We start from the raw sequence: 23,650 nt of genomic DNA, 5'->3' as shown, positions 1-23,650 counted from the left end.
AGCGAACAGCCTGCCGGACCTAATCGCCGGCCTGCTCCTCAGCCAGGCCACCGTACTCGTCAAGCTGATCGATGGGCACGTCAGCAAGCAACGCCACGGCCGACTTGGAAGTGCCATCGAGGCGCCCAAGCGCCGCCCGGATGCCCGCGTTGATCTCATTCCGGTGTGAGTCGACATATTCGCGGACGGCAGCGTCCACGACGTCCTTCTTGGACTTGCCGAGGAAATGCGCGGCGTGAGAAATCAGTTCGTCAGTGGCCACGTCGACCTTGATTGGGGCAGATGCGCTCGCCATAGATCCCCCTCTGAGGGTTCCAGAGTAGCCTGGTACCAAAGTACCCGCCACTGCATCGCGGGCGGACCGCCGCGCACAGGCAGACTCAGGCAGGGGCGAAGGACTGGCCGGTCAGTACCGGCACCGTGTGGGAGGCGCCCGCTTGGACGGCGAGCTTGACGTCGTCGGCGAAGCCGCGCTGGATCAGCTCCTGGCCGCTCACGCACCGCCGTACCGCCGCCGGCACGTTGCGGACCGAAGCGAGTGCCGCGAGGGTCACGGCGGCTTCCACGGACAGCGGCACCCCCAGCATGGACAGGCCGTCCAGGACAGCCGCGGCGCCCAGGAGGTCCTCGACGCACGGGCGGAGGGTGCCGTCGGGCCACAGCTCGCCGGCCGCCACCACGCCGACCGGGCGGGTGGGAGTGCCGTGGCCCTGGGCGTGCAGCCAGCGGGCCACCGCGGGGGCGTTGCGGAGGCAGGCGGCCACCACGGGGACGCCCGTCGAGGCTGCCGCTGAGCAGATCGACGCGCCGTTCGGCGATGGCAGGACCAGCTCGGCGACGAACGGGGCGCCCTGCAAGGCGGCCGGGGACAGGGACCACGGGGAGGCGTCTGAGGCCTGTTTACGGCCCACGGCGACCTTGGCGCCGATCCTGTCGGCGTACGCGCGGGCCTGGTCGCTCCAAGGGAACGGGTGGACGCGCATGCCGCGGCCGACGGCGATGTCGACCGCGGTGGAGAAGGACAGGACGTCGACGACGACGAGGACCGAGCAGACGCGCGCCAGTTCGGCGGCGCCCGCTGGTCCCCAGTCGAAACGGGCGCCGGAGCCGGGCTGGCTGAAGACGCCCTCGGGCATGGTCAGGCGTCGGGGTCGGCCGGTGGTGCGGTGTCGGCCGGACCCTCGGCAGCGGCAGCGTCGGCAGGAGCAGCGTCAGCAACCGCGTCAGGAGCAGCGTCGTCGGTACCGGCGTCCGCGGCCTTCGAAATGTCCACCGACGGCGAGTCGGTCGACGGCACCTCAGGTACCTCCGGCGCGGCAACCGCCTCGAAGATTCCCCCACCCGAGACCGGCTTGTCCGAAACATCCGCGGATGAAGCGGCCGCCGCAGCCGAAACCCCAGCCTCAGCCGAAGCCGAAACCTCAGGCGAAGCCGAAACGTCAGGCGAAGCCGAAACGTCAGCCGAAGCCGAAGCCCCATACGCAGGCGCGTCGGTTGACACGTCGCCGAACAGTGCCGGCAGCGTGCCCTTCCACGCCGACCGCATCTCGTCCAGCGAGATCGTGAACTGCCCCCGCACGTCCAGGGCCCGGCTGCGCCCGTCGACGGTGCCGAGCACCGTGGCCGGCAGGCCGTGCTGGGCGCACAGGGCGGCGAACGCCTTCTCGTGGCCGCGCGGCACCGAGACCAGGGCCCGGGCCGTCGACTCGGAGAAGAGCGCGACGAACGGGTTGAGCCCCTCCGGCAGGGTGATGTTGGCGCCGTGGTCGTAGCGCAACGTCGCCTCGACGAGGGCCTGGGCGAGGCCGCCGTCGGAGAGGTCGTGCGCGGAGGACAGGTGGCCGCGCTCGCAGGCCTCGGTGAGGACCGAGGCGAGGATGCGCTCGCGGACCAGGTTGACCCGCGGCGGCTGGCCGCCGAGGTGGTTGTGCGTCACCCAGGCCCACTCGGAGCCGGACAGCTCCTCGCCGGTCTCGCCGAGCAGGATGATGACGTCGCTGTCGCCGCCGAAGCCCATCGGGACGCGGGTGCCGACTTCTGCGATCACGCCGAGGACGCCGACAACCGGGGTCGGGTGGATCGCCTGCGAGCCGGTGGAGTTGTAGAAGCTGACGTTGCCGCCGGTGACCGGGATGCCCAGCTCGGCGCAGCCGTCGGCGAGGCCCCGGACCGCTTCGGCGAACTGCCACATGACCTGCGGGTCCTCCGGCGAGCCGAAGTTGAGGCAGTTGGTGACCGCCAGCGGCGTGGCGCCGGAGGCGGCGACGTTGCGGTAGGACTCGGCGAGGGCGAGCTTCGCGCCGTTGTACGGGTCGAGCCGCGCATACCGGGCGTTGCCGTCGACGGACAGGGCGATGCCGAGACCGGTCTGCTCGTCGATGCGGATCACGCCGGAGTTCTCAGGCTGGGCGAGGATCGTGTTGCCCTGCACGTAGCGGTCGTACTGCTCGGTGACCCAGCTCTTGTCGCACAGGTTGGGGCTGGCGGCCAGCCGCAGCAGCGTCTCGCGCAGCTCCACGCCGCTGCGCGGCCGGGGCAGCGTCTCGGCGCGGTCGGCCTGCAGCAGGATGAGGTCGGCGGGCTCGCGCATCGGCCGGGCGTACACCGGGCCGTCGTCGACGAGCGAGCCGGGCGGGACGTCGACGACGACCTCGCCGTGCCAGCTGACGACCAGCCGGCCGCCCTCGGTGACCCGGCCGATCGCGGTGGCGATGACGCCCCAGCGCTCGGCGACGCGGAGCACCTCGTCGAGCTTGGCCGGCTCGACGATGAGCAGCATGCGCTCCTGCGACTCGCTGGCCAGGACCTCCTGCGGGTCCATCGACGCCTCGCGCAGCGGCACCAGGTTGAGGTTGATGTCCATGCCGGTGCCGGCCGACGCGCTGGTCTCGGTCAGCGCGCAGGTGAGCCCGGCACCGCCGAGGTCCTGCACGCCGACGATGAGCTCCCGCTCGTACAGCTCGAGGCAGCTCTCGATGAGCAGCTTCTCGATGAACGGGTCGCCCACCTGCACCGACGGGCGGCGCGCCGGGCCGTCGCTGTTGAAGGTGGCGCTGGCCAGGACCGACACGCCGCCGATGCCGTCGCGGCCGGTCTTGGCGCCGAGGAGGACGACCACGTTGCCGGGGCCGTGCGCCTCCTTGTTCTGCAGGCGGTTGACCGGCAGCACGCCGACGCACAGTGCGTTGACCAGCGGGTTGCCCTGGTAGCAGGGGTCGAACACGACCTCGCCGCCGATGTTGGGCAGGCCGAGGCAGTTGCCGTAGCCGCCGACGCCGGCGACGACGCCGGGCAGGACGCGCTTGGTGTCCTCGTGGTCGGCGGCGCCGAAGCGCAGCGGGTCCATCACGGCGACCGGGCGGGCGCCCATGGCGAGGATGTCGCGGACGATGCCGCCGACGCCGGTCGCCGCGCCCTGGTAGGGCTCGACGAAGCTGGGGTGGTTGTGCGACTCGACCTTGAACGTGACGGCGATGTCGTCGGAGATCCGGATCACCCCGGCGTTCTCGCCGATGCCGGCCAGCATCAGGTCCGACGGCGGCGCCTTCTCGCTGAACTGGCGCAGGTGGACCTTGCTGCTCTTGTACGAGCAGTGCTCGCTCCACATGATCGAATACATCGCCAGCTCGGACGAGGTGGGCCTGCGGCCGAGGATCTGCCTGATCCTGTCGTATTCGTCCTCGCGGAGACCGAGCTCCTCGTAGGGCTGCTCTTCGTCAGGGGTCTCGGCGGCGTGCGAGACGGTGTCGAAACCCGTTGTGGCGGTCATACACGAGCTCCCAGGTGTGCGAGCACGGACGTGAAGATGCCCAGCCCGTCGATCGACGGACCGGTCAGCACCTCGACGGCGTGCTCCGGGTGGGGCATGATCCCGACGACGTTGCCGGCAGCGTTGGTGATCGCGGCGATGTCGTGCAGCGAGCCGTTGGGGTTGCCACGGATGTACCGGGCGACGACCCGCCCTTCGCCTTCGAGCTCGTCGAGCGTGCGCTCGTCGGCCATGTAGCAGCCTTCGCCGTTCTTGACCGGGATGACGATCTCCTGGCCGTGCTGGAAGCCGCCCGTCCACGCGGTCGTGGTGCTCTCCACGCGCAGCGCCTGGTCACGGTTGCGGAAGTGCAGGTGCTGGTTGCGGGTCAGCGCACCCGGCAGCAGGTGGGCCTCGCACAGCACCTGGAAGCCGTTGCAGATGCCCAGCACGGGCAGGCCGTCGCTGGCCGCCTTGATGATCGACTCCATGACCGCGGAGAACCGGGCGATGGCGCCGGCGCGCAGGTAGTCGCCGTAGGAGAAGCCACCCGGCAGGATGACCGCGTCCACCCCGTACAGCTCGGCGTCGGCGTGCCAGAGTGAGATCGGCGCCGCGCCGGTCAGGTGCACGGCGCGGGCGGCGTCGCGGTCGTCGAGCGAGCCGGGGAAGGTGACGACACCGATCCGAGCGGTCACTGCTGCTCGCCCTCGGCCGGCGTCTCCTCGACCCGGAGGGTGAAGTCTTCGATCACCGGGTTGGCGAGGAGCTTGTCGGCGATCTCGCGGGCCCGGTCGAGGTCGGCGGCGCCGTCGAACTCGATCTCGATCCGCTTGCCGATGCGCACGGATGCCACGTCGGCGACGCCGAAGCGTGGCAGCGCGTTCGCGACCGCCTGACCCTGGGGGTCCAGGATCTCGGGTTTGAGCATGACGTCCACCACGACGCGGGCCACGGGGCACTCCTGACAGTTGAGTCGGGCGCTCGAGGGCGAGCGATACGAGCCTACCGGGCGGGGCAACGCCGCAGATCACCGCCCGTGTCACGGTTCGGTGGATCACACGGCGTGACCCGGAACACATCGCCCGACACGCATCTTAGCCGCCCGCGCCGGCGCCAAGATCCAAGCGACGGAGCGGCTCACAGGATGGGCGGCGGCACGTAGCCACCCGCCTCCGGATGCTTCGCCACGACCTCGCCGATCTTGCTCACCACGGCGCCGACCTGCGCGGATGCCGCTCCGACGAACTCCTTCGGGTCCACGACCAGGGCGTCGATCTCCTCCCGGGACAGTCGCAGCCGCCCGTCGCCGGCGAGCCGCTGCAGCAGATCGTTGTCCTGGATGCCCTTTTCGCGCATGGCGAGCGCCACCGCGACGGCGTGCTCCTTGATCGCTTCGTGAGCATCCTCACGGCCGACCCCCCGTCCGACGGCGGCCACCAGTACCCGCGTCGTCGCCAGGAACGGCAGGTACCGGTCGAGCTCCCGGGCGACGACCGCCGGGTAGGCCCCGAACTCGTCCAGCACGGTGAGGAAGGTGGCGAACAGCCCGTCGACGGCGAAGAACGCGTCCGGCAACGCCACCCGGCGCACCACCGAGCAGGACACGTCGCCCTCGTTCCACTGGTCGCCGGCGAGCTCCCCCACCATCGACAGGTAGCCCCGGGTGATCACGGCGAGCCCGTTGACCCGCTCGCAGGAGCGCGTGTTCATCTTGTGCGGCATCGCCGAGGAGCCGACCTGCCCCGCCTTGAACCCCTCGGTGGCCAGCTCGTAGCCGGCCATCAGCCGGATCGTGGTGGCCAGGCTGGACGGTCCGGCGACCGCCTGGGCGAGCGCCGACACCACGTCGAAGTCCAGCGAGCGCGGGTACACCTGGCCGACGCTGGTGAGCACGTTGGCGAAGCCGAGGTGCTCCGCGACCCGCCGCTCCAGCTCGGCGGCCTTGTCCGCGTCGCCGCCGAGCAGGTCCAGCTGGTCCGCCGCGGTGCCGACCGGCCCCTTGATCCCGCGCAGCGGGTAGCGCCCGAGGAGGTCGTCGATGCGCTGGTACGCGATGAGCAGCTCCTCCGCCGCGCTCGCGAACCGCTTGCCGAGGGTGGTGGCCTGCGCCGGCACGTTGTGCGACCGGCCGACCATGACGAGCTCGTCGTACTGCTTGGCCCGCGCCGCGAGCCGTGCGAGGGCCGCGACCATCCGGTCCCGGACCAGCTCCAACGACCGGCGGATCTGCAGCTGCTCGACGTTCTCCGTCAGGTCGCGCGAGGTCATGCCCTTGTGGATGTGCTCGTGCCCGGCGAGCTCGGAGAACTCCTCGATGCGCGCCTTCACGTCGTGCCGGGTGACCCCCTCCCGCTCGGCGATGCTGGTCAGGTCGACGTCGTCGAGCACCCGCCGGTAGTCCTCGACCACCCCGTCCGGCACCGCAACCCCGAGGTCCCGCTGCGCGGTGAGCACGGCGAGCCACAGCCGCCGCTCCAACCGGACCTTCTCCTCGGGCGACCAGATCGCCACGAGCTCGGGTGACGCGTACCGACCAGCAAGCACATTAGGAATCACCGGCCGATTCTCCCTCGGCGGCCTGGCCGCCGGAAAAGCGGTCCGCCGCTCAGGTCAGGTCGTCGAAGCTTGCACACCCTGCATACCACCTTGCAGGATGTGCAAGGTGCCAGGTCAGGTACGTGGTGGGTGGTCGCGTTCGGGGAGGCCGACGCGCAGGGCGACCCGGTCCACATAGAAGAGCTGCGCGGCGACCACGACCAGGAAGAGCAGCACGAGCAGCCACAGCGGCAGCAGCGGCGCGTAGGGCAGGGCCAGGTCCGCGGTGCGCCCGCGCACGAACAGGGCCTGCACGAGCTGGTTCTGCGCGGTCGGGTGGTCAGCGGCGGCGGTGATGAGCGGCCAGATCAGGTCCTGCGCCTGGACCAGCCAGGTGGCCAGGTAGGCCAGGCCGAGCATCGGCAGGGCCGGCAGCAGCACGCCGGTCCAGGGGGCGCGGTGCCCCTCCTGCAGCAGGACCTCGCGGCGCTGGGCCTGGCCGCGGAAGAGCAGCGCGAGCAGGAACAGGGCCGGGATCGCGACCCGCGACGGCGGGATCAGGCCGATGAAGGAGTCGAGCCGGTCGGCGGTGACGCCCGCGGCGAAGTTGCGCAGCGCGAGCGGGGCGGAGCCGACGAAGAGGAAGAGGCCGAAGGGCAGCAGCAGCCACTCGCTGTGCCGGCCGAACGGGCGCAGGCCGCTGATGCCGAACGCGGCCAGGGCGGCGACGGTGACCCCGACCAGCGTGGAGATCACCGGCGGCAGCCAGGTGTTGACCCAGGTGGTGGGGGCGCCGGCGCGGCCGGTCTCGGTGATGTGCGACAGCCACGGGCCGAGGCCGGAGATGACGGCGCCGAGGGTGCCGAGCAGCAGGACGCCGCCGATGACCCAGGCGACGACCGGCTGGCCCTTCGCGGCGGCGGGCAGCTTCGGGTCGACCTCCAGGCGGGTGCCGGGCAGGATCACCAGCAGCGTGGCGGCGAGACCGAGCAGGATGAGCGGCACGAGGAGGGTCACCGAGGTGGCGGCGCCGACGCCGAAGCTCATGGTGCGGAAGGACGTCTCGTACATGAGGCGGGCCGGGGTGAGGTCGTCCCTGGTGCCGAAGCCGCCGATGAACGCGAACGTGAAGTCCTGCAGCGCGACCGCGACGACGGTGAGCACGGCCAGGCCGCCGACGACGAAGGTGGCGGGCACGGGGCTGCGGGTGGCGTCCAGGGTGCGGCGGCGCAGCGCGGCCAGGTAGGCGGTCGCGGCGAGGGCCACGACCAGGCCGAGGGTGCCCAGCCAGTACGCGGCCCGGGTGGACGACTCGCGCAGGCCGACGGCGATCGCCACGGGCGCGAACGCGGCCAGCGGCAGCGCGAGGGCGACCCGGGTGACCCATCGGGCCCAGGTGCCGCCGGCGTGCGCGGCCCAGGCGATGGCCGGGGCGAGCAGCAGGACCAGCACCACCGGCACGACGGCGAGGCTCAGCGCGTACCAGTGCGCGTCTGCGAGGCGGCCCTGCGCGTACGCGGCGTCGTAGTTGTCCCAGCCGACCGCCTTGCCGCCCTCGCTCAGCCGCAGCCCGCTGAACTTGCGGAAGCTGGACGTGACGGTCCAGTACAGCGGCTCGACGTAGGACGTGAGCAGCAGCACCAGCGCGGGCAGGACGAGGATGAGGCCGACAGCGACCTGCCAGCCGGGTCGGGGCGGTGGCGGCCGGAGCATCGTCGGCTGGATCGTCATGCGTCAACGATATGGGTGGATCGAGCGCCGCGCTCACCTTGAGAGGATCGCGGTCACCCCTTGCCCACCCGCGGCGCAGATGGAGATGAGGCCGCGGCCGGATCCGCGCTCGGCGAGCAGCTTGGCCAGGGTCGCCATGATCCGGCCGCCGGTCGCGGCGAACGGGTGCCCGGCGGCCAGGGAGGAGCCGTTGACGTTGAGCCGGGCGCGGTCGACGGCGCCGAGCGGCTCGGCCAGGCCGAGGCGCTCCTTGCAGAACGCCGGGTCCTCCCAGGCCTTCAGCGTGGCGAGCACCTGCGAGGCGAACGCCTCGTGGATCTCGTAGAAGTCGAAGTCCTGCAGAGTGAGCCCGGCGCGGGCAAGCATCCGCGGCACCGCGTACACCGGGGCCATGAGCAGCCCTTCGCCGCCGTGGACGAAGTCGACCGCGGCCGTCTCGGCCGTGTCGAAGTACGCCAGCACAGGCAGGTTGCGCGCCGCGGCCCATTCCTCGCTGGCCAGCAGGACCACGGCCGCACCGTCGGTCAGGGGTGAGGAGTTGCCGGCCGTCATCGTGGCCGACGGCCCGCGGCCGAAGACGGGCTTCAGCGTGGTGAGGCGCTCCAGCGACGTGTCGGGGCGCAGGTTCTGGTCGCGTTGCAGGCCGAGGTACGGGGTGACGAGGTCGTCGAAGAAGCCGCGCTCGTACGCCGCGGCGAGCCGCTGGTGGGAGGCGAGCGCCAGCTCGTCCTGCGCGGCACGGGTGACGCCGAACTCCAGGGCGGTGAGCGCGGCGGAGTCGCCCATCGACAGCCCGGTGCGGGGCTCGCTGTTGCGCGGGATGTCCGGTTTGAGCTGGGTGGGGCGCAGCTTGCCCACGGCGCGGAGCCGGGCGCCGAGCGACCGGGCCCGGTTGAGCTCCATGAGGACCCGCCGCAGGTCCTCGTTGACCCCGAGCGGCGCGTCGGAGGTGGTGTCGACGCCGCCGGCAATGCCCGACTCGATCTGCCCGAGGGCGATCTTGTTGGCGACGAGGATCGCGGCCTCCAGACCGGTTCCGCACGCCTGCTGGACGTCGTACGCGGGAGTCCGCGGGTCGAGGCGGGAGCCGAGCACGGATTCCCGCGTCAGGTTGAAATCGCGGCTGTGTTTGAGCACCGCACCGGCCGCGACCTCGCCGAGCCGCTCCCCGGCCAGGCCGAACCGCGCCAACAGTCCATCTATAGCGGCCGTCAGCATGTCCTGGTTTGATGCAGTGGCGTAGACACTGCCCGAGCGCGCGAAGGGGATGCGATTACCGCCGACGATCGCCACTCGTTTCGGGGCCATCGGAGTCTCCTTCAGTGCGACACGGCAGCCCGGCGCTACCCTACTGATGAGTAGGTTAGCGCGTTTGTTGTGACTGGGGAGGCACTGCAATGACCGATCGCTACGCCAACTTCGCCCACTCGGGCGCCGGGAAGTTCGTCATCCGGCGGCTCGGTCTGCCCGACCCGCCGAAGTTGCGCCGCCACGACCCCGACGGGCCGCTCGTCGACGGGCAGGTCATCGTCAACGGCGGCGGCCGCCTGGCCGAACCGGTCCGCAAGCTGCTGGAGAAGCTCGGCGTCGCCCTCGAGGGGCCCACCGCCGCCCTGATGTTCGACGCGACCGTCATCGTCGACACCGACGGCCTGCGCGGCCTGTACGACTTCTTCCACCCGCTGATCCGCACCCTGCGCTCCAGCGGCCGGGTCATCGTCCTGGGCAGCCCGCCCGAGCTGTGCGCCGACGCCCGCGAGGCCACCGCGCAGCGCGCCCTGGAGGGCTTCGTGCGCTCCGTGGGCAAGGAGCTCGGCCGGGGCGGCACCGCGCAGCTGGTCTACGTCGCGCCCGGCGCCGAGGAGGCGATCGAGTCGACCGTGCGCTTCCTGCTGTCCGGGCGTTCGGCGTACGTGTCGGGCCAGGTCATCCGGGTCGGCCCGGCCGCCGTTGACGTCCCCGAGGACTGGGACCAGCCGTTGGTCGGCCGGACCGCGATCGTGACCGGCGCGGCCCGCGGCATCGGCGCCGCCATCGCCGAGGTGCTCACCCGCGACGGCGCGCACGTGGTCTGCCTGGACGTGCCGGCCGCCGGGGAGGACCTGACCCGGGTCGCCAACGCGCTCAAGGGCACCGCGCTACAGCTGGACCTGACCGCGCAGGACGCGCCGCGCCGGCTCGCGGACTTCATCGCCACCCGGCACGTGCACGCCGACATCTTCGTGCACAACGCGGGGATCACCCGGGACAAGACGCTCGGGAAGATGGACGCCGCCCAGTGGCAGTCGGTGCTGGACGTCAACCTCGGCAGCCAGGAGCGGATCAACGAGGTGCTGCTCGCGGAGAACCTGCTCGGCGGCAACGGCCGGATCGTCGCGGTCTCCTCCGTGTCCGGCATCGCAGGCAACCGCGGCCAGACCAACTACGCCACGTCGAAGGCGGGCGTCATCGGCCTCGTCCAGGCGCACGCGCCGGCGTTCGCCGCGGCCGGGCTGACCCTCAACGCGGTCGCGCCCGGCTTCATCGAGACGAAGATGACCGCCGCGATGCCCATGTTCGTCCGCGAGGCCGGCCGCCGCATGAACAGCATGTCGCAGGGCGGCCTGCCGGTCGACGTGGCCGAGACGATCGCGTGGCTGGCCCACCCGGCGTCCGGCGGCGTCAACGGCAACGTCATCCGGGTCTGCGGGCAGAGCCTGTTGGGTGCCTGACGGTGCCTGACATGGACCGGATGCCCAGCCTCGGACCCCTGTACCGGGCCGCGGCGCTGCGGCGCGGGGTGGCCAAGGACCCCGTGCTGCCGTCGCGGGAGGTCACCCTCGACGGCGTCACCGTCGACCCGGCGCACCTGGCCGGCTACAACCGGGTCTGCGGCTTCCGGCTCCGCGACGAGCTGCCCGCCACGTATCCGCACGTCGTGGCGTTCCCCCTGGCCATGACGCTGATGACGGCGCCGGACTTCCCGTTCCCGCTGCTCGGGCTGATCCACGTGGCCAACCGCATCGAGCTGCTGCGACCCGTGCGGTTCTCGTCGCCGCTGTCGTTCCGGGTACGGGCCGAGGCGCTGCGACCGCACGACCGCGGGACCCAGCTCGACGTGGTCACGACCGCGGCGGTGGACGGCGAGGTGGTCTGGCGGGACACGTCCACCTACCTGCGCCGTACCTCGTCCGGTTCTTCCGGCGGCTCCTCCGGTGGCGGCTCGGCGGGCGGCTCGGCGACCGGCGCGGCCGATAGCGGGGCAGCGGGCGGCGCTTCCGCCGGGGCGCCGGCGCCGAACGCCGTGTGGCGGGTGCCGCGGCGGGTGGGCACCGACTACGCGGCCGTGTCCGGCGACCGCAACCCGATCCACACCTCGCGGCTGCTGGCGAAGGTGTTCGGCTTCCCCCGCACGATCGCGCACGGCATGTGGACGAAGGCCCGCTGCCTCGCCGCGCTGGAGGGGCGGCTGCCCGACACGTACACCGTCGCCGTCGCCTTCAAGCTGCCAGTCCTGTTGCCCGCGACGGTCGGCTTCAGCGCCACCGTACCGGGTGACAGGCAGCGTGACGGACAGCGTGACGGGTCCGGCGACGGGTGGGATTTCGGGGTGCATGACCGGCGTTCCGGCAGACCGCACCTGTCGGGGACCGTCAGATAACCTGATCCGGGGCCGATGCCGATGTCTCGGGGGGAGACAGATGGTGCAGACGCCGACCGGAGCCGCCGACCCGGACGTGACGGACACCGTCCCGGAGCCGGCGGCCGCGCCGGCACGGGGCGTGCGGGCCGTGCTCACCTCCGGCTGGCTGCCGGTCTCGCTGCTCTGGGCCGCGACCACGGCCGTGCTGTGGTGGTTCGAGGTCACCCCGCTCACCACCGTCGTGTTCACCGCCTACCTGGCGCTCGGCGTCGCGCTGCCGGGCACCCTGTGGTGGCGCCTGCTCAGCCGGTCCCGCGGCTTCTTCGTCGCCGACGTCGCAGCGGGGCTCGCGCTCGGCTACGTCGGTGAGGTCTTCGTCTACCTCGGTGCCCGGCTGCTCGGCCTGCCGCTGCTGGTGCTCGCCTGGCCGGCCGGCACGGTCGCGGTGTTCCTGCTGGTGCCGGCGCTGCGCCGGTACTGGCGCAGCGCCGCCGGCGCGCCGGTCCCGCCGCTGCTGTGGCGCTGGTGCCTGACGCTGACCGCCGCCATGACGGTGCTGTGGAGCTGCAAGTTCTACCGGTTGTACGGGTTGCGGTACCCGTACAACTCGACACCGGACACCGACTCGACCTTCCATCTGGCGCTCGTCGGCGAGGCGAAGCACCACGTGCCGATGGCGGTCCCGTGGCTCACCGGCGAGCCGCTGTACTACCACTGGTTCGTCTACCCGGAGCTGGCCGCGACCAGCTGGGTCACCGGGATCGAGCCGCAGGTGCTGCTGCTGCGCCTGTCGATGCTGCCGATGCTGATGGCGTTCGCCGTGCTCGTCGCCGTGCTGGCCGGCAAGGTCACCGGCGGCTGGTGGAGCGGCGTCGCGGCGAGCACGCTGACGTTGTTCGTGCTGTCACCCAACCCGTACCAGTGGGTGACCACGGAGTTCTACCGGAACCTCGCGTTCAGCACCCTGGAGGACGGCTCGGCGCTGCGGCTCACCGTGTGGAGCGGCCCGACGCAGACCTTCGGCGCGCTGCTCATGGTGCCGCTGATGATCGTGCTCGTCGACCGGCTGCGGCAGTGGCGCGACGGCCGCGGATGGGCGCTGTTCGCGGTGCTGCTCGCCGGGGTCATGGGCGCCAAGGCCACCTACCTGCCGCTGCTGTGCTGCGGCCTGCTGGTGGTCGTCGGGGCCGAGTTGCTGCTGCACCACACCCTGCACCGCGGTGCGCTGGCCGGCCTCGGCCTCACCGCCGCCGGGCTGGTCTTCGCGCAGGTCGTGCTGTTCGGCGGCAGCAGCCAGGGCACGGCGATCAAGCCGCTCACCACGCTGGTCACCGGGGCGCTGGGCGTGAGCACCGGCTACGCCGCGGCCGGGGCCACCGGGCGGCTGCTCGTGCTGCTGGTCCTGCTGCTGTTCTGCTGGGCGTGCATCTGGGCCGGCCTGGCCGGCCTGCTGCGCCGCCGCCTGCCGGAGCCCGCCGTGCTGACCATGGTCGGCATCGGGCTCGCCGGGGCCGCCGCGACGCTGCTGACCGGCCAGGACGGTGACAGCCAGCGGTTCTTCATCGAGGCGGCCCGGCCGTACCTGTCGGTCGCGGCGGTCGCCGGGCTGGCGTCGCTGCTGCCCGGCGGCCGGCTGACCGCCCGCCGGGCGTGGGCGCTGACCGGCTTCGTCGTGCTCGGCGTGGCGGTCACCCAGGCGATCCAGGTCGCGGGCCACGGCCGCGTGCCCAACCTCGCCGGCACCGGCTCGGCCGCGGCGCTGACCCGCGCCGTCGTGCTGCCCTACGCGGCGCTCGCCGTCGTCGCGGTCGCGGTCGCCGCCGCGCTGCTGCTCGCCCGGCACCGCGTGCCGGCCCTGCGTGGCATGGTGGTGGCCCTGGTCGTGGCCCTGCTCGCGGGGTACGGCGGCAACACCAGCCTGCAGAACTACCTCACGATCCTGCGGGACTCGGCGCACACCGGCTGGCGGAACGTGGTCAAGGGCGAGCCGATCGTCTCCGAGGGCGTCCTGGAGGCCGGCCGGTGGCTGCGCGCGCACTCCGACCCCGACGACCTCGTCGCCACCAATGCGCACTGCCAGCGGTTGTACAAACAGTGCACGAATCTTCATTTTTCGATGTCCGCGTACAGCGAACGGCGCATGCTCGTGGAGGGCTGGGGCTTCACCACGACCGCGCACGAGGAGGCGGCACGGCTGCGCACCTGGGTCGGGCACGTACCCTACTGGCGCCCCGACGTCCTCGCCGACAATGACGCAGCGTTCCAGGATCCGTCATCCCAAAGGGTAGGTCTGCTGCGCGACCGTTACGGGATACGCTGGCTTTTCGTTGACGAGAGTCAGGACAACGTTTCACCGCGGCTACCGGACTTCGCTACCGAACGTTATCGGTCGGGGGTCGCCGCGGTGTATGAACTGCCGTCGGCATGACCGCTCACCGCGAGGCAGGCTCCAGCAGTGACCCGAACGAATCAGCTCAACGTCCCATTCAACAGGGCCTATTTCACCGGTAACGAGACCGGCTATATGAAGCAGGCGATGAAAAGCGGACCCCTCACCGGGGACGGCCCGTTCACCAAACGCGCGAGCACCCTGCTCACGCAGATCCTGGGGGCGGAACACGCGCTGCTGACCACCTCCTGCACGCACGCGCTGGACATGACCGCGCTGCTGCTGGACCTCGAGCCGGGTGACGAGGTCATCGTGCCGTCGTTCACGTTCTGCTCGACCGCCAACGCCTGCGCCCTGCGCGGCGCCGTGCCGGTCTTCGTCGACTGCCGCCCCGACACGCTCAACCTCGACGAGCGCCAGGTCGAGGCGGCCGTCACGGGGCGCACCAAGGCGATCCTCGTCGTGCACTACGCCGGCGTCGCGGTCGAGATGGACGCGATCGAGGCGATCGCCCGCAGGCACGGCCTCGTGGTCATCGAGGACAACGCGCACGGCATCGGCGGCACCTACCGCGGCCGCAAGCTCGGCTCGATCGGCGCGATGGCCACCCAGAGCTTCCACGAGACGAAGAACGTCCAGTGCGGCGAGGGCGGCGCCCTCATCCTCAACGACGACACGTACTTCGAACGGGCCGAGATCATCCGGGAGAAGGGCACCAACCGCGGCCAGTTCTTCCGCGGCATGGTCGACAAGTACCGCTGGATCGACATCGGCTCGTCCTACCTGCCGTCGGACCTGCTCGCCGCGTTCCTCACCGCGCAGCTGGAGCACTTCACCGACATCCAGCGCCGCCGCAAGCACATCTGGAACAGCTACCACCAGCGCCTCGCCACCTGGGCCGTCGAGCACGGGGTCGCCCAGCCCACGATCCCCGACGACCGGGAGCATCCCGCGCACCTGTACTACCTGCTCCTGCCCGACCTCGACAGCCGGCAACGCATGCTCAAGCACCTGCTCGGCCACGGCGTCCTCGGCACGTTCCACTACCAGCCGCTGCACCTGTCGCCCGCCGGCATGAAGTTCGGGCGCACCGGGCCGGAGGGTTGCCCCGTCACCGAGGACGTCGCGGACCGCCTGCTGCGCCTGCCGCTCTACGGCGGCATGACCGACGCCGACATCGAGCTGGTCATCGGCGCCGTCGAGTCGTTCCAGCCCCGCGGATGACGAGGATCCTGGACGCCGCGGCCCGCCCGGCGTCCGCGCCGGCGTCGCGGTCGTGGCCGGTGCGCGCCGCGGTCACGCTCTACCACGACCGCCGGGTGCGCTACCTCGCCGTCGGTGGCGTCTCCGCGGTCTCGTACTACGGCTGCTTCGCGGGCGCGTACCTGCTGGCCGGCGACCACCTGCACTACCTGATCCTGACGATCCTGGCCAACTTCGTCTGCGCCGTCGTCACGTACCCGCTGCAGCGGCGCTTCGTCTTCCGGTCGAACGGCCCGGTCCTCGCCGGGTTCCTGAAGTTCTACGTGATCTGTCTGTGGGCGCTGGCGTTCACCCTGCTCGGGCTGCCGCTGCTGGTCGAGGTGTGCCACGTGCCGGTCCTGGTCGCCCAGGCGGTCCTGATCGTGGTCGCCCCGCTGATCAACTACCAGCTCAGTAAGCTCTGGGCCTTCCGCCGCTGACGTTCGCGGCCTTTTCCCGGCGGGTACCCGGTGCCGCCGCAGTCCGGCGGGCCGGCCGGTCGGCTCGCGCGCCCGCATCGCCCCCGTGCATGTGCTCGCGGATCACGTACGTGGGCCGCCCCATGCCGTGTGCGTGCACCCGCCCCAGGTACTCCCCCAGCACCCCGATCCCGATGAGCTGCGCCGAGGAGAACACCGTCACCAGTGACGCGATCGTCGTGAAGCCGGCCACCGTCGTGTCGCCGACGAGGTACAGGTAGACGAGCCGGATCGTCAGCACGAGACCGCAGATGCCGATCAGGGATCCCAGGTACGTAACCAGCCGCAGCGGCTTCGTCGAGTACCCGAGGATCATGTTCACGGCGTGCTTCACCAGGGACCGGAACGTGAACCCCGACCGCCCCTCGACGCGCTGCTCCATGCGCACCGTCGTCGAGCCGACCCGGGTCGTGGTCCAGGACAGCACGATGTCGACGGAGACGTGCGGGCCGCTGACCTGGTCGAAGCCGGCGCGCAGGAACGTGCGGAAGATGCGCAGGGCACCCAGCACGTCCGCGTTGGGGATGCCCATCGTGCGGCCCAGGACGAGCGTCTTCGCGCCCCACGAGGTGATGTTGCGCAGGACGCCGTGCTCCTCCTGCTCGGAGACCGCATAGACGACGTCGAGGTCGTCGGTGAGCGCGTCGACGAGCTTGGGCAGCTCCTCCGGCGGGTGCTGCAGGTCGTCGTCCATGGTGATGATGCGCTCGAACGAGGCGGCCCGGATCCCGGCGATGAGCGCGTTGTGCTGCCCGTAGTTGCGGGCCATGCGGATCGCCTGGACATGCTCGTACTTCTCGGCGAGCTGGCCGGCGACGTCCCACGTGTCGTCGGTGCTGTCGACCACGAGAATCACCTCGTGGTCGGGGGTGATGCCGGGCAGCACGCCGTTGAGCCGCTCCACCAGCGTCGGAAGGATGCGTGCGGAGCGGTAGCACGGGACGACGACGGACAGTGACACGGTGCGGAGCTCCTCACAGACGTACGGCGAGCGTGATCCGTCGGGCCTGGACCGTTGCGTCAGGCCTGGATCGTGATGATGCGGGTGAACTCGTGGAGCAGGTTGCATCCGTCCCAGGTGCCCGCGAAGGTCAACGCCTGGCCGAACGGCACGATCCGGTCGATGCCGCGGCCGGCCAGGGCGGTGACGAAGTCGTCAAGCTCGGACATGGTGAAGCCGTACTGGCTGAGCGTCTGGTCCTTGCGATGGATCGCCGGGGCGAGCTCGGCGAGGGAGCCGACGGTGACGTGACAGATGGTGCCGGCGCCGAGCCAGCGCCGCTGCACGTCGCCGAGGCCGGCGAGCGACACGTTGGCGACGGCGTTGCCGTTGAACAGCACCTTCGTGGCGGCGCCGGTCGCGGCGAGGCCGTAGGTGGCGACGTGCTTCTCGACGGCCATCGCGGGGTCGACGCCCCAGCCGCGGCGCGTGACGACCTCTTCCAGCAGCTCGTCGAACTCGGCGCGGGCCACCACGGCGTTCCCTTCCCCAGGGTCGATCCAGAACAGGGCCCGGGGCGAGGAACAGGCGGCCTGGTCGAACCAGTACACGTCGTTGGCGAATCCCTCGACCGCCGCCCGCCGCTCGTCCCGCGTGGCGGCCCGCCAGCCGGCGACGGAGATCGCGGCGAACGAGGAACGGTCCGGGAACGCGAGGTCCCGCGCCAGCGGCCGGATCGGGTGCCTGCGCAGCTCATTGACGGACTGGTCGCCGCCCCACAGCACGCGCAGGTCGCAGGCGCCGATCAGGGCGCCGGTGACCGCGTCGTCGCGGTCGTACGTGACCATGCGCTGGGTCTGCCCGATCGCCGGGTGGGCGGCGGCGAGCACGTCGTTGAGCGCCTCGAGGACGGCCTGCGCGGCGCCGGCGGCGCGGGGCGAGACCCGCACGACGTTGTGGTTGCCGGCGAGCGCGGACAGCGCCCATGAGTACACGAAAATCGTGTCGACGTTCGCCGGCGGGAAGTGCACGACGAGGCCGCGCGGCGCCCGGCGCTGGCCGGCGACGCCGTCGCCGAGGCGCTCGACGGCCCGGGCCAGCTCACCCTTGCGCAGGAAGAAGCCGAGCGAGCCGAGCTCCGGGTGGCGGCGGGCGAGGTCGGGCCGCAGCAGCCGCCGGGAGAACGCGATCAGGAACGCCCGGACCCGCTGGTCGCCAACGGTGAGCCGGCCGCCGGCCGGCTCGTCGGTGATCTCTGCCAGGAGCCGCTCGACGCCGAGGTCCGCGGCGGAGCCGGCTGGACCGGCGGAGCCGGGGGCGGCTGGGCCGCCGGCGGTGGCTGGGAAGACGGTTTTCATGACGCGCCCACCAGCGTGTCGCTGCAGCCCCGGGCCTCGGCGCGGGGCAGCCGGCCCAGGATGGAGAAGCGCTTGCCGGGCCAGGCACCGTCGTCGACGCCGTCGATGACGCCCAGATCTTCGGTGAGCAGCAGGTGGCCGGGGTACGACTCCGGCAGCGTACTGATCACCTCGACGAGCCCCGGCTCGCCCGGCGGCAGCGGCTCCCACGTCCCCGGGTCGCGGATCACGACGTCGGCGAAGTCGGGGCAGTACAGCGAGCCGCCCTCGGGGCCTTCGAGGTACACGACGCCGATCTGCTCGACCATGCCGTAGAAGTTGTGGATGCGGGTCAGCCCGGTGTCGTCCCGGAACGCGCGGCGGAACTCGGCGTTGTCGACCCGCCGGTCGACCAGCTTCTTCCAGCCGCCGGAGTGGACCAGGATCCCGTTGCTCAGGTCGAGACCGTGGGCGCGCGCCAGTTCGTACAGGTGAAGCCAGACCATGAACGTGAAGCCGAACACCAGGAACGGCCGGTCACCGTGCCTGGCCAGGAAGCCGCGGACCGCCTGGAGATCGGGCTCGCCGGCGTCGTCGAGGGCCCAGACGTGGTCCCGGCCGAACGTGACCATGCCGAGGACCCCGGCGCCGCGGGCGCTGAACGAGCGGCGGTCCTTGATGATCGCGGTGGTGTCGACGATGAGCATCGGCAGCCGCTTCGGGCCGAGGACGGCCTGCAGCGTCTGGCCGAGCATCCGCGTCTGGGCCGCCGCGGCCGCCCTGTCCAGATAGATGCGGCTGACGTCGCCGGTGGTGCCGCTGGACGTCAGGACCTTGAACACCTCGTCATCGGGGATGCTCTTGAGCTCGTGGGTCTTGAACAGCCGGACCGGCAGCCAGGGCAGGTCGCTGATCCGCGCGTACGGGCGGCCGGGGCCGTGGCCGGTGGCGGCGAGGATGTTGGCGTACGCCGTGCTGCGCGCCCGGTGCCGCTCGGTCAGCTCGACCAGGCGGGGCAGCAGCCGCGCCTCCCGCTCCGGCTGCGGCAGGGTGAACACGCTCATCGTGCGGACTCCAGCGCTCGGTAGTCGACCTTGCCGTTGCTGAGCAGCGGCAGCGCGGGGACGCCGCGCATCGTGAAGCCCGACCAGTGCAGCTTCAGCCGGTCGGCGAGCTCGTTCACCCGCGTCGCCAGCTGCTCGACGGTGGCCCCCTCGACGAAGACGACGACCTTGTCGTCGCCGGCGACCGCGGCCACCGCGCCCGGGCCCGTCGCGGCGGCGAGCCGCTCGACGTCGTCGAGGTTGAGCCGTACGCCGAACACCTTGCCGAACCGCTTGAGCCGGCCGTCGATGAAGAGGTACCCCTCCTCGTCGAGGTGCCCCAGGTCGCCGGTCTCCAGCAGCCCGCCCCGCTCGTCGCCGCGGGCCAGGTCTGCGGCGGTCTCGGCGTACCCCATCATCACGTTGGGACCCCGGTAGAGCACCTCGCCGACGACACCGGGCGCGGTGGTCTCGGTCCCGTCCTCGAGCCGCACGGTGAGCCGGCCGCCGGGCACCGCGGGCCCGACCGAGCCGAGCTTCTCCGCGAGCCGCCCGGCGGGCAGCGTGGTGAGCCGCGGGGCGGCCTCGGTCTGGCCGTACATGACGAACAGCCGCCCTCCGACGGACGCCATGCGCCCGTGGAAGTCCCGGACGAGCTCGGTCCGCAGCCGGCCGCCGGCCTGGGTCAGGGTGCGCAGACTCGGGTGACGCCGTGGGTCGAACCGCAGGCGGCGCAGCATCTCGTACTGCGACGGCACCAGCGCGAGCGAGGTCACCTGATACCTGTCGACCGCCGGCCAGAACGACCGGGCGACCAACCCACCGGCCTCGACCACGACGGTCGCGCCGGCGGCGAAGTGCGTGTTGAGCACCGACATGCCGAAGCTGTAGTAGAACGGCAGGCTGCTGACCGCCACGTCCTCACCGCTGATGCCGAGCGCCTCGATGATCGAGGTCGTGTTGGCCAGGACCGCGCCGCGGGAGAGCCGGACGAGCTTCGGGTCCCCGGTCGAGCCGGACGTCGCCAGCAGCGTCGCGAGTTCGGGGTGCGGCACGGTGCTCGACGGCGTGTCCCGCTCCCACAGCTCCGTGCCGCGTTCCCACGGCTCGGTGCCCCGCTCTCGCAGCTCCGTGCCGCGCTCCCACGGCTCGTCGTCGCGGCGGGTGTACCCCTTGAGCCCTTCGGGCTGCGCGTCCGGCGGGAGTGGCGGCCCGCAGACGGCGGCGGGCTCGAAGCGCTCCACGAAGTCGGCGAGGGTCTCGGCGGGCAGGCCCGGGTCGAGCAGCGCGAGCGGGCGACCGGCCTCGAAGGCGCCGAGGTAGCGGACGATCGCCTCGACGGTCGTCGGCGTGCGCAGGAACACCACGCCCGGGGTCAGTTGCGCGAAGCCGGCGACGGCGGCGTGCACGGCTTCGCGCAGCGGCACACCACTGAGTTCGGCGCCGGTCGCGGCGTCGATCAGCCTGGCATCGGGGTGCAACAGCGTCACGCTGCGACCTCTGCATGTCCGGTGCGTGCGCCGGGGGCCGTCATATGACCAGACCGCCGTCGACCTCGATCACCTGGCCGGTGACGAACCTCGCCGCGTCGGAGAGCAGGAACGCGATCACGTCGGCGACGTCCTCGGGCTCGCCGAGGCGGCGCAGCGCGGTCGACGCGACCCGGTCGGCGCGCCCGGCCTCGTCGAGGGACTCGAGCATCTCGGTGGCGATGAACCCGGGCGCGACCGCGTTGACCCGAATGCCGGCCGGGCCGAGCTCCTTGGCCGCCGCGCGGGCGAACCCGGCGACGGCGGCCTTGGTCGCGCCGTACACGACCTGGCCGGCGGCGCCAGCGGTGCCCATGACCGAGGACACCAGCACGACGGAGGACGCGTGGCCGCGGCGCAGCAGCTTGACCGCGCCGTTGACGGTGTGGGCGGCGCCGACGGCGTTGACGGCGAACAGCCGCTCGACGGCGGCGTCGCCCATCATGCCGAGCAGGCCGGCCTCGTGCGTGCCGGCGTTGACGACCAGGGCGTCGAGGTGGTGGTGCCGCTCGAAGACGAGCCGGAGCATCGCCTTGACCTCGGCCGCGTCGCTGACGTCGCCGTGCACGACGAGCGGCTCGGCGTCGAACTCGGCGCGCAGCTCGTCGGCCGTGGTCTTCGCCGAGCCCTCCCGCATGCCGTGCAGGACGAGCTGGTAACCCTCGGTAGTGAGTTTACGCGCGACGGCCCGGCCGATCCCGCGGGAGGATCCCGTCACGAGCGCGACTCTGGCGTCAGTCGAAGAATGCAACGTCGTGCTTTCCGAGAATCTCGACGGCCTTGCCGAACGAGCTGAGGTCGATCACCTCGTCGGTGTCAATCATGACGTCGAACGCGTCCTCGATCTCGCCGACCAGGGAAAGGTGCGCCAGCGAGTCCCACTTCTCGATGCCCCGGTATTCGAGCTTGTCGACGTCATAGTCTTCTGGCAGAGCCAGGGCGGTACGGAAGGCGACGCGCAGACGATCGAAATTGCTCATCAGATCAGGGTCCTGTTCGATCGGGAAAGCAGGGCTGACATCCGCGAGCGAGTGTACCGTTTGTACCGTTGTCCGGTCTTTTAATGGACGCACGCTGCCCAATAGGAGGTTTCAGGTGATGCGCGAAGCCGACGAATCGGACGTCGAAATCATCCGCCGCTGGCGCAATCACCCGAAGACCCGCGGTGCCAGTATCTACACCGCATTCATCACCCCGGAGGGTCACGCTCGGTGGTGGGCGAAGGTCCAGTCGGACCCGTCCCGCCGGGTGCTCGTCTTCGCGTACCGGGGCCATGACTGCGGTGTCGTGATGTTCAACGACCACGACGAGTTCTCCGGCACTGCCGAGTGGGGATTCTTTCTCGACGTCGACGGGCTGGAGGAGCGCGGCGAGCTGCTCCCCGCGTGGATGGAGCTGGAGAAGGCCGCGGTCGCCTACGCCTTCGACGAGATGAAGCTCACGTCCGTCGGCGGCCGGACCCTCGCCTGGAACACGCCGGTGCTCGCCCTGCACCGGCGGTTCGGCTTCGTCGAGGTGCCGTCGCGGCGGTACGCCACCGAGATCGACGGCGTGGAGCAGCTGGTGCTCTGGACGCAGAAGACCCGTTAGCGCCGCGGGCCGGACCGTCGTGGTGATCGAAGTCGCGTCCCGGCCGTCTGGACGACCACGACGCGACTTCGATCGACCAGGCAAGATCACACCGTGAGCGCTCGTGGCCGGAGTGCTAGCACGTGGGCAGCCGGCCGGGGGCCATCCGCTCCTCGGGGTCGAGGGCGAGCTTCAGGCGGACGGTCGCGTCGGACAGCCGGCCGGGGCCGTAGGTCTCCACGAGTTCCCGCAGGTCGGCGGGGGCGCGCAGCAGGGTGCAGCCACCGCCGCCCCGGGCCAGGAGGACGGTCCGGGCGGCGGTCAGCATGCCCGCGAGCCGCTCGGCCGGGACCGTGCCGGGCAGTGCGACGTGGGCAACGCCCGCGCCGACCGAGCCGCGGACGGGCACCGGGATGCCGGCGGCGTCGCGCAGCGCGTACACGACGGCGAACAGCTCACTCGGCTGGCCCCAGATCTTCAGCGCCACGTCGTCGGCGTCGAACGGGTAGCGCCCCCACCAGTCGGGCGGCGCGTGCTCGACGGAGGCGCCGCCGCCGAGCAGGTGGGCCGCCGCCTCGGCACGGGCGGCGCTGCCGGCCCGGCTGCCTTCGAACAGGGCGGCGAGCTCGGCGGGGCGGCCGGTGCCGCCGGGCAGGTCGGCCTCGATCGCGGCGGCGCCGAACGACGAGCCGACGAGCGCCTCGGTCAGCTGGTGGACCTCGCGCGGGGTCGACACAGGGCGGATCACCCAGGCACGGGCGGACGGCATCGGCTCCAGCCGCAGCGTCGCCTCCGTGATCACGCCGAGGGTGCCGAAGGAGCCGCAGATGTGCCGGGCCAGGTCGTGACCGTCCACGTGACGCTCGAGACTGCCTTCGTCCAGTGCCACTCTTACGCCGGCGACCAGGTCCCGGGGCGTGCCGAACCGGTGGCGCAGCGGGCCCGCCTCGTTGGTGGCGAGCACCCCGCCGACGGTCGCGCCGGGCGAGGCGACGTCGAGCGGGATCCGCTGGCCCTTGCGCAGCAGGTGGGCGCGCAGCGCCCGCATGGGGGTGCCGGCGGCGACGGTGGCGACCAGGTCGTCCGGCTCGTGGTCGAGCACGCCCGACAGGCGGCCGAGGTCCATGAGGATGTCGACGTGCGCGGGCGGAAGTCCCCAGTCGAGCTTGGTGCCGGCGCCGGACGGCACGATCGACAGGCCTGCGGCGGCCGCGGCGCGCAGCACGCCGGAGACCTCCTCGGCGGTGCCGGGCGCGACGACCCAACCGGCCGGCACGCCGTCCACCCTGTCACCGGGGCCGGCCTCCCACACGTGCTCCGGCCCGCATGCCTCCGCCAGCACTTCGATCACGCTCACCGCAGCCCACGCTTCCCTGCTCACGGCCCAGCACCAGCTGGACCGTCCGACGAGACGACCACACGGGGAAGTGCTCGCCGGCGGGATTCGCGGCAGCCTGGGCCGGCCGGTGAGGGCATGGTCCAG

General features: G+C 71.8%; 21 protein-coding genes. 6 read left to right on the top strand and 15 right to left on the bottom strand.

The window, feature by feature from the left end:
• Window positions 1-19: 19 nt before the first annotated feature.
• From AB0H83_RS24965 to AB0H83_RS24930, 8 genes are all read right to left on the bottom strand, one after another.
• Window positions 20-262, bottom strand: coding sequence for a hypothetical protein (locus tag AB0H83_RS24965; RefSeq protein ID WP_360098365.1), 243 nt, complete (start codon window positions 260-262; stop codon window positions 20-22).
• 118 nt (window positions 263-380) lie between these two features.
• Window positions 381-1,136, bottom strand: coding sequence for a 2-phosphosulfolactate phosphatase (locus tag AB0H83_RS24960; RefSeq protein WP_360098363.1), 756 nt, complete (start codon window positions 1,134-1,136; stop codon window positions 381-383).
• A gap of 2 nt (window positions 1,137-1,138) precedes the next feature.
• Window positions 1,139-3,769: a phosphoribosylformylglycinamidine synthase subunit PurL gene (purL, locus tag AB0H83_RS24955; RefSeq protein WP_360098361.1), complete on the bottom strand. Its 2,631-nt coding sequence runs from the start codon at window positions 3,767-3,769 to the stop codon at window positions 1,139-1,141.
• Window positions 3,766-4,446, bottom strand: a complete 681-nt coding sequence (purQ, locus tag AB0H83_RS24950) for a phosphoribosylformylglycinamidine synthase subunit PurQ (protein WP_360098359.1) — start codon at window positions 4,444-4,446, stop codon at window positions 3,766-3,768. Before purQ ends, purL begins: the two co-directional genes overlap by 4 nt.
• The gene (gene purS / locus AB0H83_RS24945; RefSeq protein WP_360098357.1) at window positions 4,443-4,703 is read right to left on the bottom strand and encodes a phosphoribosylformylglycinamidine synthase subunit PurS; all 261 of its coding nucleotides are present in this window, start codon (window positions 4,701-4,703) and stop codon (window positions 4,443-4,445) included. The genes purQ and purS overlap by 4 nt, the downstream gene beginning before the upstream one ends.
• 185 nt (window positions 4,704-4,888) lie before the next feature.
• The gene (purB, locus tag AB0H83_RS24940) at window positions 4,889-6,307 is read right to left on the bottom strand and encodes an adenylosuccinate lyase (protein WP_360098355.1); all 1,419 of its coding nucleotides are present in this window, start codon (window positions 6,305-6,307) and stop codon (window positions 4,889-4,891) included.
• A gap of 114 nt (window positions 6,308-6,421) precedes the next feature.
• Window positions 6,422-8,017 carry a sugar ABC transporter permease gene (locus tag AB0H83_RS24935; protein WP_360098353.1) on the bottom strand — a complete coding sequence of 532 codons (1,596 nt, stop codon included), beginning with the start codon at window positions 8,015-8,017 and terminating at the stop codon, window positions 6,422-6,424.
• A gap of 33 nt (window positions 8,018-8,050) precedes the next feature.
• Window positions 8,051-9,325: an acetyl-CoA C-acetyltransferase gene (locus tag AB0H83_RS24930; protein ID WP_360098351.1), complete on the bottom strand. Its 1,275-nt coding sequence runs from the start codon at window positions 9,323-9,325 to the stop codon at window positions 8,051-8,053.
• Window positions 9,326-9,414: 89 nt separating this feature from the next.
• Between AB0H83_RS24930 and AB0H83_RS24925 the strand changes: the two genes are divergently transcribed.
• From AB0H83_RS24925 to AB0H83_RS24905, 5 genes are read left to right on the top strand one after another with little or no spacing between them, the layout of a single operon-like run.
• Window positions 9,415-10,728 carry a 3-oxoacyl-ACP reductase gene (locus AB0H83_RS24925; protein WP_360098349.1) on the top strand — a complete coding sequence of 438 codons (1,314 nt, stop codon included), beginning with the start codon at window positions 9,415-9,417 and terminating at the stop codon, window positions 10,726-10,728.
• An 11-nt stretch (window positions 10,729-10,739) separates the two neighbouring features.
• Entirely contained in the window at window positions 10,740-11,657 is a 918-nt protein-coding gene (locus tag AB0H83_RS24920) for a MaoC/PaaZ C-terminal domain-containing protein (RefSeq protein ID WP_360098347.1), read from the top strand.
• Between the two features lie 40 nt (window positions 11,658-11,697).
• Window positions 11,698-14,067 (top strand): hypothetical protein, encoded by a 2,370-nt coding sequence (locus AB0H83_RS24915; RefSeq protein WP_360098345.1) that lies wholly within the window; start codon window positions 11,698-11,700, stop codon window positions 14,065-14,067.
• A 27-nt stretch (window positions 14,068-14,094) separates the two neighbouring features.
• On the top strand, window positions 14,095-15,252 hold the full coding sequence (gene rffA / locus AB0H83_RS24910) for a dTDP-4-amino-4,6-dideoxygalactose transaminase (protein ID WP_360098343.1): 1,158 nt from the start codon (window positions 14,095-14,097) through the stop codon (window positions 15,250-15,252).
• Entirely contained in the window at window positions 15,249-15,710 is a 462-nt protein-coding gene (locus AB0H83_RS24905) for a GtrA family protein (RefSeq protein ID WP_360098341.1), read from the top strand. The genes rffA and AB0H83_RS24905 overlap by 4 nt, the downstream gene beginning before the upstream one ends.
• Here AB0H83_RS24905 and AB0H83_RS24900 read toward each other — a convergent pair.
• Genes AB0H83_RS24900 through AB0H83_RS24875 form a run of 6 tightly spaced genes read right to left on the bottom strand, consistent with a single transcriptional unit; the run spans window position 15,682 to window position 21,578 of the window.
• Window positions 15,682-16,710: a glycosyltransferase family 2 protein gene (locus tag AB0H83_RS24900; protein ID WP_360098339.1), complete on the bottom strand. Its 1,029-nt coding sequence runs from the start codon at window positions 16,708-16,710 to the stop codon at window positions 15,682-15,684. The two genes, AB0H83_RS24905 and AB0H83_RS24900, sit on opposite strands and share 29 nt — an antisense overlap.
• Before the next feature lie 59 nt (window positions 16,711-16,769).
• Window positions 16,770-18,047 (bottom strand): acyl-CoA reductase, encoded by a 1,278-nt coding sequence (locus AB0H83_RS24895; protein WP_360098337.1) that lies wholly within the window; start codon window positions 18,045-18,047, stop codon window positions 16,770-16,772.
• Window positions 18,044-19,090 (bottom strand): acyl-protein synthetase, encoded by a 1,047-nt coding sequence (locus AB0H83_RS24890; RefSeq protein ID WP_360098335.1) that lies wholly within the window; start codon window positions 19,088-19,090, stop codon window positions 18,044-18,046. Before AB0H83_RS24890 ends, AB0H83_RS24895 begins: the two co-directional genes overlap by 4 nt.
• Entirely contained in the window at window positions 19,087-20,559 is a 1,473-nt protein-coding gene (locus tag AB0H83_RS24885; protein ID WP_360098333.1) for an AMP-binding protein, read from the bottom strand. The genes AB0H83_RS24890 and AB0H83_RS24885 overlap by 4 nt, the downstream gene beginning before the upstream one ends.
• A 40-nt stretch (window positions 20,560-20,599) precedes the next feature.
• Window positions 20,600-21,316, bottom strand: coding sequence for an SDR family NAD(P)-dependent oxidoreductase (locus AB0H83_RS24880; RefSeq protein WP_360098331.1), 717 nt, complete (start codon window positions 21,314-21,316; stop codon window positions 20,600-20,602).
• Window positions 21,317-21,332: 16 nt separating this feature from the next.
• Window positions 21,333-21,578, bottom strand: a complete 246-nt coding sequence (locus AB0H83_RS24875) for an acyl carrier protein (protein WP_360098329.1) — start codon at window positions 21,576-21,578, stop codon at window positions 21,333-21,335.
• Between the two features lie 118 nt (window positions 21,579-21,696).
• On the opposite strand from AB0H83_RS24875, the gene AB0H83_RS24870 reads away from it, so the two are divergent.
• Window positions 21,697-22,188: a GNAT family N-acetyltransferase gene (locus tag AB0H83_RS24870; protein WP_360098327.1), complete on the top strand. Its 492-nt coding sequence runs from the start codon at window positions 21,697-21,699 to the stop codon at window positions 22,186-22,188.
• 115 nt (window positions 22,189-22,303) lie between these two features.
• On the opposite strand, the gene AB0H83_RS24865 is transcribed toward AB0H83_RS24870, so the two are convergent.
• Window positions 22,304-23,524 carry an FAD-binding oxidoreductase gene (locus tag AB0H83_RS24865; protein WP_360098325.1) on the bottom strand — a complete coding sequence of 407 codons (1,221 nt, stop codon included), beginning with the start codon at window positions 23,522-23,524 and terminating at the stop codon, window positions 22,304-22,306.
• Window positions 23,525-23,650 lie beyond the last annotated feature (126 nt).

The sequence above is a fragment of the Dactylosporangium sp. NPDC050688 genome (genome assembly GCF_040654515.1).
GTDB lineage: Bacteria > Actinomycetota > Actinomycetes > Mycobacteriales > Micromonosporaceae > Dactylosporangium.
The sequence above is the reverse complement of the archived record's forward strand: the minus strand, read 5'-3'. Positions and strand labels throughout refer to the sequence as shown.